This is a genomic window from Rhizobium sp. NFACC06-2 (assembly GCF_900101425.1).
In the GTDB taxonomy this organism is placed as follows: Bacteria; Pseudomonadota; Alphaproteobacteria; order Rhizobiales; family Rhizobiaceae; genus Agrobacterium; species Agrobacterium leguminum.
Genome location: NZ_FMVA01000018.1, coordinates 12,152 through 26,866, shown reverse-complemented (window position 1 = coordinate 26,866; position 14,715 = coordinate 12,152). Strand labels below are relative to the sequence as shown.

Here is a 14,715-nt window from a genome sequence, read left to right as displayed (position 1 = left end):
TTCCGCGCGTCCGGTTGTTCGGGGATTACTCCGCGATGTCGACGTTTTCGAAGGTGAAGTCGCCAAGCGGGCTCATGGTGAAACCGGAAACCTTGGCGGACATGGGAACGAACTGCGTGGAGTGCGCAAGCGTCGCCCACGGAGCCTGTTCCTTGAAGATTACCTGGGCCTGCTCATAAAGCTTGGTGCGCTCTGCAACGTCGGTGGTCTGCTTTGCCTTGGCGAGCAGGTCCGAGAACTCCTTGTTGCACCACTGTGCACGGTTCGCACCGCCTTCACCGGTTGCGGCGCAGGACAGGAGAACGCTGAGGAAGTTGTCCGGGTCACCGTTGTCGCCGGTCCAGCCGAGGATGACGGCGCCGTCGCGCTTCGTTTCGGTGGACTTCTTGAGATATTCACCCCATTCGAAGGAGACGATCTCAGCCTTGACGCCGACCTTCGCAAAATCCGACTGGATCAGCTCGGCGGTGCGACGGGCATTAGGCATGTACGGACGCTGAACCGGCATTGCCCAGATCTTCATAGACAGATCCTTGACGCCAGCGGCTTCGAGAGCCTTCTTGGCTGCTTCCGGATCGTAAGCATCGTCCTTGATGCTGTCGTTGTAGGACCACATGGTCGGCGGGATCGGATTCTTGGCAACCTGGCCTGCACCCTGGAACACGGCGTCGATGATCGCCTGCTTGTTCATCGCCATGTTCAGCGCCTTGCGCACTTCCGGCTTGTCGAAAGGTGCAACGGTCGTGTTGTAGGCGAAGTAAGCGACGTTCAGGCCCGGCTGTTCATCGAGCTTGAGGTTCTTGTCGGCGCGGATGGTGGCGAGGTCAGCCGGAGCCGGATAAGGCATCAGGTGGCATTCGCCGGCCTTCAGCTTCTGCAGGCGAACGGCGGCGTCAGGCGTGATCGCGAAGATCAGGTCGTCGATCTTCGGGGCTTCACCCCAGTAGTCGGCATTCTTCTGATAGCGGATGACCGCGTCCTTCTGGTAGGCGACGAACTTGAACGGACCCGTGCCGATCGGCAGGTTGTTGAAGTCTTCCTTGGTGCCGGCCTTCTCAAGCGTATCGGCATATTCCTTCGACACGATCGAAGCGAAAGGCATGGCGATATTGGCGAGGAACGGCGCTTCCGGGCGGGTCAGCACGAACTTGACCGTGTAATCGTCGACCTTGACGATTTCCTTGATCAGGGACGGCATTTCCATGGAGTTGTAATATTCGTAGGTGATGCCTGCGATATACTGGTTCCACGGATTCTTCGCGTCGCCCTGGCGGTTGTAGCTGAAGATCACGTCGTCAGCGTTGAATTCGCGGCTCGGCGTGAACTTGTCGTTGGAGTGCCACTTGACGCCCTTGCGCAGGTGGAAAGTGTATTCGAGACCATCCTTGGAAACGTCCCACTTTTCCGCAAGGCCCGGCTCTACTTCGGTCGTGCCCTTCTTGAACGCCGTCAGACGGTTGTAGACCGGATGCGCGGAAGCGTCGAAGGTGCCGCCTGCGGTATAAGGCGACGGATCGAAGCCTTCCGGCGATGCCTCGGAGCAATAAACGAAGGTCTTCGCCATGGCGGGCATGGCGGAAGTGATCGCAATCGCAGAGGCGATAAGCAAACTGCGGGTCAGCGTTTTCATCTGGTGGTCCTTTCCCTCTTTTTCTGAGTTCCTGCGGCCCCGTCCGGGGGCCTACCTCTTCTGGTCAGCAGCGACATGGGATCACCCCTATCGCCGTTCGGTCCTTTGCCTCCCGACCAATTACCCGGCGACCGGCTGAAACAACCGGTCGAGGTTCTTCTCCGGTGGGCAGAACCAGCGCGGTCCCGCCTCCGTCATATAGGCTATATCCTCGAGACGGACGCCGCATTCGCCATAAACGCACAGCATCGGCTCGATGGAAAAACACATGCCCGGCTCCAGCGCCGTGGCATTTCCTGCAACGATATAGGGTTCTTCGTGAATATCCAGCCCAAGCCCGTGCCCGGTGCGGTGCGGCAGGCCGGGAAGCTGATAATCCGGGCCGAAGCCGGCCGCTACCAGGCTGTCGCGCGCGGCCCTGTCCACATCCGAGCAGGCAGCGCCGACTTTGGCTGCGGCAAAGGCCGCCGCCTGCGCGTCGCGCTCGGCGTTCCAGAGGAAACGCTGCCGTTCCGTCGGTTTGCCGAAGACATAGGTGCGGGTGATATCGGAACGATAGCCGTGAAGAATGCCGCCAAGATCGACCAGCACCATATCGCCTTCGCTGAGCGTCTGCGCATGGGGCACGCCATGCGGATAGGCCGTCGCCTCGCCGAACTGCACCGCCACGAAAAGCGGCTTCAGGCCAAGGGCGATATGAGCCGCATTAACAAAATCAGCGACTTCCGTGGTGGAAACGCCGGGACGCAGCGTCTCGAACACGGCCTTCTGCACGCCGTAGCTCGCGTCCATCGCCCTCTGGATGATGGCGATCTCGGCTGCGGATTTGACCTGCCGCTGGGCGACGATCATCGGCTGGGCGGAAATGATGCGCCCTTCAAGACGCTGCATGAGGGCCGATGCGAAGACGAAGGGGGTGGCGGGATCGATGGCGACAAGATGGCCGGGACAGGCCAGCGCCTCAATGCGCCTTGCCATCAGGTCGAAGGGGCTTTCATCCTCCTCCCAGACGGCAACCTCACCCGCAATGCGGATGAGCGTCTGAAGTTTGGGCTCCTCGAAGGTCGGGCTGACATAGACCGGCACGCCTTCCGCCGGCACCAGGGCGCCATGAATGCGCTCGGAAAGACCAAGCGACAGGCCGGTATAATAGGTCAGCGACGATGATGCATCGAGCCAGACCGCCTTGATATTTTGCTGGATCATTCGCGCCTGCAGGCCGCGTAGTCGCAACCTGAGCTCGTCTTCAGCGATCGATGAAACCGCGATCGGCTGAAACCGCTTCAGCGCCTCTTGAAAGTCTGCCATTCTCTCCCCGCCGCTTTCGGGCCGCAGACACAGGCGTGCCGGCAACCTCCCAAGCGTTCTTTTGCTCATGCTTAAACACAGGGCGGGGGGTAGGCAATGGCCCGGCAGGGCACGTCACCACAAAACTGTGCAAATTTATCTAGACATAACGAAAATGTGATCGACGCACGCCTGATTTCAACGCTCGTTGCCTTGACGCAGAAATTCAAAATCCCCCGGAAATCCAAGGGGAGACCGCGGACCGTCTTCGGCACCGATCCGGTGCGCTGAAAGTCGACAGCCCAAAATATTCAAGGAATAGATGCCCAGAAAAGGAAAAAGCCTGCCGCGGGAGGAGGTGCGGCAGGCTTCAAACTTGATCGGTGATTGGGAGGAGGAGTACCACCGATCCACATCGAGCAACGCTGGGAGGAGGAGTGCATCGCTTCGATGATTTGAATATAGCGGCTTCTGCGATTTTTAACAGAGCAAGTCTCGCAATGCAGCATTGCGTTTTTGCATAGCTCGCAAATTCCTGCCCTGTTTTTCAGCACTCCCTAAAATCGCGAGACATCAGCTTTCCCGATAGACCTGGAAACCGGCGAAGGACTGGTTGACCGGCATGAGTTCGAGGCTGTTGATGTTGATATGCTTCGGCTGCGAGGCAACCCAGTGGATGGTGTTGGCAATATCCTCCGCCGTGATCGGATTGACGCCCTTGTAGAGATTGTCCGAGGCTTCCTGATTGCCGCCGGTGCGCACCAGCGTAAATTCCGTTTCGCACATGCCAGGCTCGATGGATGTCACCCGCACGCCCTTGCCATGCAGGTCGGAACGCAGGCCGAGCGAAAACTGCCGCAGGAACGCTTTGGTACCGCCATACACATTGCCGCCCGTATAGGGGTAATGCGCGGCCACTGACGAGAGGTTGACGACAATACCCTTGCGCCCGATCAGCGTCGGCAGCAGATGGTGGGTGATGTTCAGGAGACCGGTGATGTTGGTGTCCACCATGGTCTGCCAGTCTTTCAAGGGCACCTGCGGTGCGGGCGCGGTGCCGAGTGCGAGGCCGGCATTGTTGACGAGAACGTCGATATCCCGGAAGCTTTCCGGCAATCCGGACAGCGCCTTGCCTGTCGCCTCCTCGTCGGTGATGTCGAAGGCGAGGCCATGAAAGGCGGGACCGAGCTCGGCTGAAAGCGCCTCCAGCCGTTCCGCCCGCCGGCCCGTGCCGATGACCTTCCAGCCCTCCTTGACGAAGCGCCGCGCCGTGGCCTGTCCGAAGCCGGATGTCGCGCCGGTGATGAGGATGGTTCCGCTCATGATGATGCCTCCACTCTATTGGTTTTTTCAGGGTCAATCGGTGTCAGTAACTTTTCGGCCGCCGCCGTAAGACAGCGCCTGTAGGCCTCGAGATCCGTATACAAAGCCTCTTCGGGAGCATCGCCAACGATGATGACGCCGCCGCGCCGCAAAATCCCGCCATGCAGCATGAGATTGTCGACCATGTCGAAATTCTCGATCGACAGCCCGTCCGGCCCGCGATAACGGCCCGTTTCATCCAGGGTGGCGACGCCGCCATAATGCGCCTTGATGCGGGTGAAGTGATTGGCCGCGACATTGGTATAGGCGAAAACCGGCTTGCCCAGCGCGCACATGAAGCCCAGCTCATAGCTGGTTCCCGTATCGGCGGCGATCCCGCGAAACGGCGTGAGATTGGCAATCACCGCATCCGCTTCCAGCATCATCCGCTCATCGACGGCATTGATGTTGCAGCCGTGACCGACCCTGGTGTCCGCCGGCGGAATTTGCAGATCGCCCGGCGAAAGCGGCGTGAAACCGGCTTCCCGCGCCAGCGAGGCCTTGATGTCGAGCATTTCGCGCGCGTTCGGGAGGAATACTTCCGGTCCGGCGAGATAGATTTTCTTTGTCATCGGGAATTCATGCGATTTGTCAGGAAAGGATTTCCCGACCCTAACCCGGGGGCTTTCGCAAAGGCAAGTGCCAAGGGCATGCGGCGTGGCGCACTGGACAAGCCGATAAAACGGTATCGTCCCGCCGCTCTTTCCGTTATAGCCGGAGCAGGAAACTGGAATTTCTGGAGCAGGACATGGCAGCACCCATCCGTTACCACGAAGGCGATATTTCCGCCGAAGATGCCGCGCGTTACACCGGCGCCATCGCAATCGATACGGAAACGCTGGGACTGGTGCCGCGCCGCGACCGCCTCTGCGTCGTTCAGCTTTCGCCGGGCGACGGCACGGCGGACGTCATTCGCATCGCCGCCGGCCAGAGACAAGCTCCGAACCTCGTGCGGATGCTTGCCGACCCCGCCCGCCAGAAAATCTTTCACTATGGCCGTTTCGATATCGCCGTCCTGTTCCACACCTTCGGCGTGACCACCACGCCGGTCTTCTGCACCAAGATTGCCTCGCGGCTGACCCGTACCTATACGGACCGGCATGGGCTGAAGGACAACCTCAAGGAAATGCTGGAAGTCGATATTTCCAAGGCCCAGCAATCTTCCGACTGGGCTGCCGAGACCCTGTCGCCGGCGCAGCTCGAATATGCCGCCTCCGACGTGCTGCACCTGCACGCGCTGCGCGACAAGTTGACAGGGCGCCTCGTGCGTGACGGCCGCCTCGACCATGCCGACGCCTGCTTCGCCTTTCTGCCGACCCGCGCGAAGCTCGACCTCCTCGGCTGGGAAGAAACCGATATTTTCGCCCATAGCTGAGCGAGCCCGCATCTGGTTTAAGCACTGATTTACCAGAATTGCCTATTCTCGGCCGCAACTTTGGCGGCCGGGGACTTCGAGGGATGATTACTCCGCTACAGCAGACGGCGGGCATTGCAGTCAGCGACCTCATGCGCTCGATGGTCCAAACCATCGAGGAACGCCAGCGCGAAGAGCAGGAAAAGGCCAACGGCACCAAAAAGGACGATGCGGTCAAGACGACCCCGCAGCCAGACGAAAGCCAGCGCGCCGCCAATGAGAAGATAAGCGCCTATCTCTTCGGCGTCATGAAACCCGATGCCGATGCCTTCGCCTCGCTCGTCTCCCGTTTTTCCTCCGCGCTGGGCATCACACAGGAAAAGGACGAATCGAGCTTTTCCTTCGCGCGAAGGCTTCAGGATGCGCTGACCCTGACCGACAGCTTCGAAAAAACCGATGCGCAGGGGAAAGCCACGAAAATTTCCCTGAAATCCTTCGGCGTTTCAGAGGCTGAGGTCGTGGACGTGCTGAACAATGGCGTCAACAGCAAGACCGATCCCATGGCCACCCTTGCCGCCCGCATCGCGAAGGGTGCAGGCCTCACAGGCACGGAAGAGGATTTCGGCGAGCAGATGTCGAAAGCCATCATGGCGGCGCGCGCGACCCTGCCGAAAAATGTCGACGATCTGGAAGAATCGACCGGCCTCAAACAACTCGGCGTCTCCGCCCGGCAGATGATCTCCGCCATCGCCAACCCCTATGGCGATGAGGCGCGCGCCGTGAAGGAGGCCCTGGACGAACAGGCGCAGGGCACCCGCTTCATGACGCGTGAAACCCTGAAGGTCATTCAGCGTCTCGAAGATGTCGCCGATCCGAAAACCAGGGAAGAGTTGCAGGCCGAACGCGGCAGAGATCGCATTGGCGAAATCAACGATGCCGAGGTGAAGGCCGAGCGGGAACAGGATATCCAGGCGCGCGATGCGCAGGGCAAGCTTGAAGACGTGCAGGAGCTTCAGGACGTCGTGAAGGAGCATATCGATGCTTCCGGCGACGAAAAAACGGAAAGCGTCGACCCGCAGGCGGCAGCCGACACATCGTCGGAAACGGCGCTGATCGCCGTGCTTGCGGCTGTGCCGGCTGAGCAAGCCGCCCCGGCGGAAAACGAAAATGAACCTGCGGAGACAGACGCAGCCACCAATCCGGCCGATGCGAAAGACGACGGCGAAAAACTGCTCGATGCGCAGGCGCTTGTCGAAGACACCCGCAACGCCATTTTGCCGATCTCGATCGACGACAATGGCCTTTATGAACTGCTGAAGAAAAAGGCGGCATGATTGCCGCTTCCGATCGTCACTTGAGCGAAACATGATGTGAGTTCAGACATGACCGATATTTCCAGCCTATCCGGCAGCGCCGTTTACGACACAGAACCCAATGCCGCGCAGGCGCTGCTATCCATGGCCGCCCCGACGCTCGTTCCGGATGATGCGGCCTTCACCGCGCCCGCTGAGGAAGACAGCCCCATCGACCCCGTCAACATTCAACCGGATCGAAATCTTCCCAAGGCAAGCTGGCTCGATGCCATGCCGCCGGAAGCTTTTGAGACGGCGCCCAGCGATCCCGACCATATTTCCTCGGTCAATTCCGACGATAACGGCCTTTACCGCATGTTCATCGGCGTTTCGCCCTGACCGGGCGCGCAATTCGTTGGTTAGCCAAATCTTAATATCTGCAAGCCAAGATTGAGCTCGATGATTCTGTATGCGCTGCAACCGGCATTGCGGCCAGAGGCGTATACGGCGCTCCCGCATGAGCGGGCGAGATGACACCTGTCCATCACCGGCGCGGCGATTTTTCAACATTCAAGCCAGATGCGGATCACAGAGCCAATGGGGATTGGCCCTTTCGCAGCCAGCGGCGGTCACCGATAGAAACGGAGCGCAGCATGTTACCGCCTGTACCGAAAATTGCGGCAACCGATGCCGCTTATGGAACCACGGTTTCACTGACACCGCGCGAGCAGGTGAAAGAGGCTGCACCGCCGCAACCGAACATTCCCGCCCCTGAAAACAGCAGCCTTTTTGCCCGCGCGGCAATTGCCTCCCTCACCAGCGAATTTCAGCTCTCGCGCAGTACCGCCGTTCTCGCGGAAGCGCTCGGCAAGCTGATGAACTTGCCCCGGCGGGATGGCGAAGCCATAGAGACCTATGTGACGCGGCTGACGGAGGCCCTCCGCACGATGCCGGCGCCACAACGACTGGCGCTGGAACAGCAGGTCGGCAAGGCCCTGCAGGGCCTGACCCTTTCGATGCTTGCCGAAATCCTGAAACAGCCGACCGGACCGGATGCTGCCCGCCTCGCGCTGCTGATCGAGCTTTCCCGTTACAAGGGAACGGACCTTGCGGCAAAGGCGGTGGTTTCCTCCTATCAGCAGAACAATTCCTCCAATCCCGCCCCCGCACAATCGGCCCAGCCGAAACAGCAGAACGCAGAGAGCCAGAATGCGGAAGCGCGCCCTTCTTCGGCCGCGACAGCGCAGGCGGCAAATTCCGCGACCGTCAGCCGGCTCCTGCCGCTGCTCATCGGGCCGCTCGCCCTCAGTGGCGCAGCGATGAAAGCAACGGTGGCGGCGCTGACGGCGCAACTGGACCCCCGGCCCACGCTTTCCACCCCGACTGCCGACACACATGATACGCCGACCAATGCCGCAAGGCCGGATGGAAGAGCCGAAAACACGGCACGTCCGCTGCCGCCACAAACCGGCAGCGTGATGAAGGAAGTATCGGCCGAGGCCCGCCCGGCAAATCCGCTCCGCGCCGAAACCGGCGAAGCCCGCCCTGCCCTTCCGCATCGGGAGACGATGAAACCGGAGCAGAAAGAAATCCGCACGGGCCTTACCACGCCATCCGGTTTGTTCGCAGACGACGCGGAGACCGTGAACAGCCTGCTGCTTGCCGCCACTGCCGGCAAACTTCCGCTCAAGCCGACCGGCACGCAAGAGCCTCCGCCCGCGCCGCAGGGTGTTGCGCAGCAACCGTCCGACGATCAGCCCGCCGAAAAACCGACCCTCGCAACAGCCGCAGCCCGCCCCTCGGGTGAAGAAACGGAAACGGCGACCCCTCGCCCCGAAGCCCAGCCGCTGCCTCGGGCCATGCTGGACCCGGAAGCGAGGATGGCGATGCTGGAGCAATCGGCTTCGCAATCGTTGATCGCCGCTGCTCTGGTAAAAGACGGAACACCGCTGCCGCTCGTCGCCTATCCGCCGGCGGATGAGGACTATGAATCGGAAACGCCGCCGCGCGGAGGCGGCCCGTTTTCCGAGGATGAGACGGACGGCGAGGCCGAAGCCGGCGCTGATAATTCCGACGGTCAGGACGAAAAAGAAGAGCGCATCGCCGCCAATGACGGGATCGACACGCAGGAAAGCCCGACAGCGGTGGCTTCCGACGACAGCGCGGAAAATTATTATCTGAAGATGAGCGGCATGCTCTGAGAAACGCGCCGCTGCCCGTTCGCCGGTGCGAACTGAAACCAATAAAAAACCCGCCGGAAAATTCCGGCGGGTTCTTCATTTCAAAGGATCGAAGCGATTATTCGCCGCGGTTCTTCAGAGCCGCGCCGAGAATGTCGCCGAGCGAAGCGCCCGAGTCGGACGAACCGAACTGTGCGACGGCTTCCTTCTCTTCAGCGATTTCCAGAGCCTTGATCGAAAGCATGACCTTGCGGTCCTTCTTCGAGAAGTTGACGACGCGGGCGTCGACAACCTGGCCAACCGAGAAGCGCTCGGGGCGCTGCTCGTCGCGGTCACGGGAAAGGTCAGCGCGACGGATGAACGAGGTGAGGTCTTCGTGGTTGACGAGCTTCACTTCGATGCCGCCATCGTTGACGCCGATGACTTCAGCGGAAACGACTGCGTTCTTGCGCAGGTCGCCGGAAGAAGCGGCTTCGCCGACAGCGTCCTTGCCGAGCTGCTTGATGCCGAGCGAGATGCGTTCCTTCTCAACGTCAACGTCGAGAACGACAGCCTTGACGACGTCACCCTTGTTGTACTCTTCGATGACCTGCTCGCCCGGACGGTTCCAGTCGAGGTCCGACAGGTGAACCATGCCGTCGACATCGCCTTCGAGGCCAATGAACAGGCCGAATTCGGTCTTGTTCTTGACTTCGCCTTCGACTTCCGTGCCAGCCGGATGGCTGTAAGCGAATGCCTGCCACGGGTTTTCAAGCGTCTGCTTGAGACCGAGCGAGATACGGCGCTTGGACGGATCGACTTCGAGAACGACAACGTCAACTTCCTGGCTCGTGGACAGGATCTTGCCGGGGTGTACGTTCTTCTTGGTCCAGGACATTTCGGAAATGTGGATCAGGCCTTCGATGCCCGGCTCCAGCTCGACGAATGCACCGTAGTCGGTGATGTTCGTGACGGTACCGGAGATCTTCTTGCCAACCGGGTACTTGGCGGAGATGCCATCCCACGGATCGGACTCGAGCTGCTTCATGCCGAGCGAGATACGGTGGGTTTCCTGGTTGATGCGGATGATCTGAACCTTGACCTGCTGGCCAATGTTGAGGATTTCCGACGGATGGTTGACGCGGCGCCATGCCATGTCGGTAACGTGCAGCAGGCCGTCGATGCCGCCGAGGTCAACGAACGCACCGTAATCGGTGATGTTCTTGACGACGCCGTCAACAACCTGGCCTTCTTCGAGGTTCTGAACGATTTCAGAACGCTGCTCGGCACGCGACTCTTCGAGAACCGTACGGCGCGAAACAACGATGTTGCCGCGACGCTTGTCCATCTTGAGGATTTCGAAGGGCTGCGGGTTGTGCATCAGCGGGGTAACGTCGCGGATCGGACGGATGTCGACCTGCGAACGCGGCAGGAAGGCAACAGCGCCGTCCAGATCGACGGTGAAACCACCCTTGACCTGGTTGAAGATAACGCCTTCGACGCGCTCGCCAGCTTCGAACTTGGCTTCGAGCTTGACCCAGCTTTCTTCGCGGCGAGCCTTCTCGCGCGACAGAACGGCTTCGCCGAGAGCGTTTTCGATGCGCTCGACGTAAACTTCGACTTCGTCGCCGACCTTCAGCGTGCCGTCCTTGGACTTCGCGCCGAATTCCTTCAACGGTACGCGGCCTTCAACCTTGAGGCCGACGTCGACGATGGCAACGTCCTTCTCGATTGCCGTTACGATACCCTTGGCAACATAGCCTTCGGCAAGATCGTTGGAGGCAAAGGATTCTTCGAGAAGCGCTGCGAAATCTTCGCGCGTGGGGGTAGATACTGACATGAAATCTCCTGATTGCATCCGCGCTATGGCGAATACAAAAGCGCCGGTGGGCTAGTGTTGTTGATACCCGACCCCATGCCCGCCTTTTAAAAAGGCTTTCCGGCGCAAGGACATGTCTTCGGGCAATTCCGGACTAAACGCGGACGGCAGGAAGCCGTTCCGCGAAAAACCTATCTCTTCAGGGCGGCGTCAATGATCGTCCGCGCGGCCTGAAACGCCGCCTCTATACTCATTTCCGACGTATCTAGCAAGTGCGCGTCTTCAGCCGGCTTCAACGGGCTGTCGGCGCGGCCCATGTCGCGCTCGTCGCGTTTTTTCACTTCAGCGAAAATGGCATCATAATCGCCGCTGCCGCCATTGGCCAGAATTTCATCGTAACGGCGTCGCGCCCGCACGTCCGCAGAGGCCGTAACGTAAAGCTTCACCGGCGCCTCAGGGCATACCACCGTGCCGATGTCACGGCCGTCGAGCACAGTGCCCGGCTCCTTTGCCGCAAAAAGCTGCTGCGCCTTCACGAGCGCGCGCCTCACCGGCGTCATCACCGCGATTTTGGATGCGGCCTCGCCAATATCGTGCCGGGAAAGAACGGCGCGATCGAGCCCCGCAAGATCGACTTCCAGCGCGATCTTTTCCGCCACGGCCTCATCATCGAGCGGCAGGCCGGCATCCAGAAGCGCCTTGGCGGTCGCCCTGTAGGTCAGCCCGGTATCGAGATGGTGGAAACCATAGGTCTCGGCAATCCTGCGCGACAGGGTTCCTTTGCCCGCCGCAGCCGGCCCGTCTATGGCGATCGTGAAGGTCATGAAGCTTTCCGCCTGTGCATTCGTCATTCATATAATAGAGTGCGCAACACCTTCCTATTTATATCAGCATCCCCGCATAGGGGTTGCGCCAAGGCAGGCGGCACCCGAAGTTTGTCTTTGACACGAAAGAGCGCAACGATTAAGGGGACCGGCTATAAATTTTACCGTCTATGCCGGTTTTACGGCGTACACACCGAAACTCATTCGACAATTTGAGGCTTAGACAGTGGCAAAAGCGGAACTTGGTACCAAGCGCACAGACCCCGATACCGGCAAGAAGTTCTACGATCTGAACCGCGATCCGGTCGTTTCTCCCTACACCGGCAAGTCCTGGCCGCTCTCCTTCTTCGAGGAAAGCACCGCCCAGGCCAAGATGGAGCAGGCTGAAGAAGAGGAAGTGGCGGAAGTCGATACCGAAAACACGGAAGTCGAACTCGTCTCGCTGGAAGATGCCGATGGCGACAACAACGGCGACGATATCCCGGATCTCGGCGACGACGATGACGTCGAAATCGACGATGACGACGACACCTTCCTCGAAACCGACGACGAAGATGACGACGACGACATGTCCGGCATCATCGGCGTATCGGGCGACGACGAAGAAGCTTGATTTTACTTGATAATTCGGCCCGACGACAAAAAAATGACGCCGGGCCGTTTTTTATGCTTGCACTCGTCGGAAAGCCGCAGTAGTAAGCCGCCACCGAACGGAACAACAACCGCTTCGGTTCCCGGAACCGGAAGAAATGCCGGAACCCTTATGGGGCTATAGCTCAGCTGGGAGAGCGCTTGCATGGCATGCAAGAGGTCAGCGGTTCGATCCCGCTTAGCTCCACCAAATCTTCCCAGACAAAAAATATCTTCTCTTCTGCCAGTCGCTGTCGCGCATCTCGCAAGCCGTTCGACCCGATCGCCTATTGCAGCAGCGCTCGCACATCCTGCCCGTTGATCCGGCACTCCACGGAACCGCCGGCATCACCTTCCTCCATCGTCCGACATTCGAGATATCTGCCGCGTAGCCGGTTCTCCAGCGCTTTGAAGGCGTTGAGGCCGCAGGCGTAACGGCGGCCGTCGGGGCCGGTGCAGACGCGGTTGCGTTCGACATCCTCCACGCCGGCGAGGCGGAACTCCTTGCCCTTGAATGTGAAGCGGCTGCTGGAGATGACGCGCAGGCGCTGGTCCGCATGCATTTTCAGCGGATAAAGATCGGGAGGCGTCGGAATGCGCTCGTAATTTTGGCTACGCGGATCGACCCGCACCGGCGAGGTCGTCCAAAGCAGTTCCGTATTGGCCGCAAGACCTGATGGCGCCGATGTTTCCTCACCATTGACGAGCGAGGCGATGCGGATGCCGGCTATGCCGAGGCCAATGGCCAGGACGATCTGAAACAGCAAAATTGCGATCTGCCGGACCATGTCACCGCAACATCAAAACAATGAACAAATTAAAATCGATCGGCCGCCGCCCCGCGAAGCGGTCCGCCGCTTATCACATCAATAAAATCTTGCCCGCACTGACATCCCGCACCGTGCCCATGGCCATGATCGGAAGCTGGTCGCTGTCCAGGATCACCCGCCCCGTTGTCCGCAACCAGCGGAAGCCGCCAGATTTGAGCTGAATGCGATATTCCTGATCATAGAACACGCCATTTGTCAGCGAATTGTAGACCGCCTTGGCGACGCGTGCGCGCGAGCCGCTTTCTATCTGCGCGATGAAATCTTCGACCGGAATGCCGCAAGCGGCTTTTTCCGGGGAGAATTCGCGCAGGCGGGCCGCCACGGCATCGAGGTAAATCAGGTTTTGCCCGATGTTCCAGGTATAATAACCCACAAGTGTCTCTTCGAGAGATACGTTCTCCAACATCGGCCTTCTACAGTCTGAAATGCTCGTGCGGGTCTGTAACATATCAGATGACGGACGACTAACCACAAGAATTCATCCTTTTGTCTGATGGCGCCCCGTTTTCAGTGAGACTATTTATCGACAACCCTTTTCTGCCGCCATGTTGGCGAAGCAACCTTCCTGTGCCAAAGAAGATTGATCTTGCGCCAACGACCAGAGGAGCCGCCGTGACCATCGGGCTTGCCCATGCCGAACTCATCGCCGTCGTCACCGCCATCACCACGGAGGAGCCGCGGGTCATGACCGTTCGGGAAGGTGCAGCGCTTCCGTCGGGACCGTTCGAATTCGGGCACAGAACCCTCCAGAGCGGCTTGCGGGAATGGATTCACGAACAGACCCATCACCCCGTCGGTTATCTCGAACAGCTCTATACTTTCGCCGATCGCGACCGCAACAACGACATTTTAGGTGGTAGAACCATCTCCATCGGTTATCTCGGGCTGGTTCGCGAACAGGAAGCCTCCGGCGGCAAACGCCCGCTTTGGCACGGCTGGTACGAATATTTTCCCTGGGAGGATCACCGTCAGGGGCGCCCGGAAGTTCTGGACAGCATCATCGACAGGCTGCGCGCCTGGGCGGATTCCGATCCCGCCTCGAAAAGCCAGCGCCATTTGCGGGCCGATTTCACCTTCGGCCTCGATGGCGGCGGCTGGAACGAGGAATTGACCCTGCAGCGTTACGAGTTGCTGTATGAAGCCGGGCTGGTCGAAGAGGCGCAAGGCGAACCGCAGATCAATTTCGGCAGGCCGATGTTTGCCGATCACCGCCGCATCCTTGCCACCGGCATCGCGCGTCTGCGGGCCAAGATCAAATATCGCCCCGTGGTGTTCGAACTGATGGCCGACGCCTTTACACTCCTGCAGCTACAGCGCGCCATCGAGGCGCTGGCCGGGCTGACGCTGCACAAGCAGAACTTCCGCCGGCTGATCGAACAGCAGCAACTGGTGGAAGAGACCGGCGAGATGGCGACCGAAACCGGCGGCCGCCCGGCAAAGCTCTTCCGCTTCCGCCAGACCGTTCTCGATGAACGCGCCCTTTCCGGAACGAAACTGCCACTCTCCCGCAATTGACATATGCTCACAA

Annotated in this window: 14 protein-coding genes and 1 tRNA gene; 7 read left to right on the top strand and 8 right to left on the bottom strand. The window is 59.8% G+C overall.

Going from position 1 to position 14,715, the window contains the following annotated elements; all coding sequences use genetic code 11:
• Window positions 1–25: 25 nt before the first annotated feature.
• The 4 genes from F3H58_RS23075 to F3H58_RS23055 form a co-directional block, all read right to left on the bottom strand.
• Complete coding sequence (locus F3H58_RS23075; RefSeq protein ID WP_149743912.1) at window positions 26–1,630, bottom strand: ABC transporter substrate-binding protein; 1,605 nt, start codon at window positions 1,628–1,630, stop codon at window positions 26–28.
• Between the two features lie 120 nt (window positions 1,631–1,750).
• On the bottom strand, window positions 1,751–2,938 hold the full coding sequence (locus F3H58_RS23070) for a M24 family metallopeptidase (RefSeq protein WP_149743911.1): 1,188 nt from the start codon (window positions 2,936–2,938) through the stop codon (window positions 1,751–1,753).
• A gap of 552 nt (window positions 2,939–3,490) precedes the next feature.
• A complete protein-coding gene (locus F3H58_RS23060; protein ID WP_149743910.1) occupies window positions 3,491–4,240 on the bottom strand; it encodes an SDR family oxidoreductase in 750 nt (249 codons plus the stop codon).
• The gene (locus F3H58_RS23055; RefSeq protein WP_188129040.1) at window positions 4,237–4,851 is read right to left on the bottom strand and encodes a nucleoside 2-deoxyribosyltransferase; all 615 of its coding nucleotides are present in this window, start codon (window positions 4,849–4,851) and stop codon (window positions 4,237–4,239) included. The genes F3H58_RS23060 and F3H58_RS23055 overlap by 4 nt, the downstream gene beginning before the upstream one ends.
• 176 nt (window positions 4,852–5,027) lie before the next feature.
• Here F3H58_RS23055 and F3H58_RS23050 point away from each other — a divergent pair, with 176 nt between their 5' ends.
• The 4 genes from F3H58_RS23050 (at window position 5,028) to F3H58_RS23035 (ending at window position 9,126) form a co-directional block, all read left to right on the top strand.
• Window positions 5,028–5,654: a ribonuclease D gene (locus F3H58_RS23050; protein ID WP_035263279.1), complete on the top strand. Its 627-nt coding sequence runs from the start codon at window positions 5,028–5,030 to the stop codon at window positions 5,652–5,654.
• Window positions 5,655–5,737: 83 nt separating this feature from the next.
• Window positions 5,738–6,967 (top strand): hypothetical protein, encoded by a 1,230-nt coding sequence (locus tag F3H58_RS23045; RefSeq protein ID WP_149743909.1) that lies wholly within the window; start codon window positions 5,738–5,740, stop codon window positions 6,965–6,967.
• Window positions 6,968–7,015: 48 nt separating this feature from the next.
• Window positions 7,016–7,324, top strand: coding sequence for a hypothetical protein (locus F3H58_RS23040; RefSeq protein ID WP_149743908.1), 309 nt, complete (start codon window positions 7,016–7,018; stop codon window positions 7,322–7,324).
• Window positions 7,325–7,578: 254 nt separating this feature from the next.
• Entirely contained in the window at window positions 7,579–9,126 is a 1,548-nt protein-coding gene (locus F3H58_RS23035) for a hypothetical protein (protein WP_149743907.1), read from the top strand.
• A 97-nt stretch (window positions 9,127–9,223) separates the two neighbouring features.
• Here the strand turns inward: F3H58_RS23035 and rpsA are convergent, their stop codons facing one another.
• A complete protein-coding gene (gene rpsA / locus F3H58_RS23030) occupies window positions 9,224–10,924 on the bottom strand; it encodes a 30S ribosomal protein S1 (protein ID WP_003522474.1) in 1,701 nt (566 codons plus the stop codon).
• 170 nt (window positions 10,925–11,094) lie between these two features.
• Entirely contained in the window at window positions 11,095–11,727 is a 633-nt protein-coding gene (cmk, locus tag F3H58_RS23025) for a (d)CMP kinase (protein ID WP_149743906.1), read from the bottom strand.
• A 226-nt stretch (window positions 11,728–11,953) separates the two neighbouring features.
• Here cmk and F3H58_RS23020 point away from each other — a divergent pair, with 226 nt between their 5' ends.
• Window positions 11,954–12,340, top strand: a complete 387-nt coding sequence (locus F3H58_RS23020; protein WP_003522472.1) for a TIGR02300 family protein — start codon at window positions 11,954–11,956, stop codon at window positions 12,338–12,340.
• A 152-nt stretch (window positions 12,341–12,492) separates the two neighbouring features.
• A tRNA-Ala gene (locus F3H58_RS23015) sits at window positions 12,493–12,568 on the top strand.
• A gap of 76 nt (window positions 12,569–12,644) precedes the next feature.
• On the opposite strand, the gene F3H58_RS23010 is transcribed toward F3H58_RS23015, so the two are convergent.
• Together F3H58_RS23010 and F3H58_RS23005 are read right to left on the bottom strand one after the other, a co-directional pair.
• Complete coding sequence (locus tag F3H58_RS23010) at window positions 12,645–13,145, bottom strand: thermonuclease family protein (RefSeq protein ID WP_149743905.1); 501 nt, start codon at window positions 13,143–13,145, stop codon at window positions 12,645–12,647.
• A 73-nt stretch (window positions 13,146–13,218) separates the two neighbouring features.
• On the bottom strand, window positions 13,219–13,593 hold the full coding sequence (locus F3H58_RS23005) for a PAS domain-containing protein (RefSeq protein WP_149743904.1): 375 nt from the start codon (window positions 13,591–13,593) through the stop codon (window positions 13,219–13,221).
• Between the two features lie 206 nt (window positions 13,594–13,799).
• Here F3H58_RS23005 and F3H58_RS23000 point away from each other — a divergent pair, with 206 nt between their 5' ends.
• Window positions 13,800–14,702 (top strand): NUDIX hydrolase, encoded by a 903-nt coding sequence (locus F3H58_RS23000; RefSeq protein WP_149743903.1) that lies wholly within the window; start codon window positions 13,800–13,802, stop codon window positions 14,700–14,702.
• Window positions 14,703–14,715: the final 13 nt, after the last annotated feature.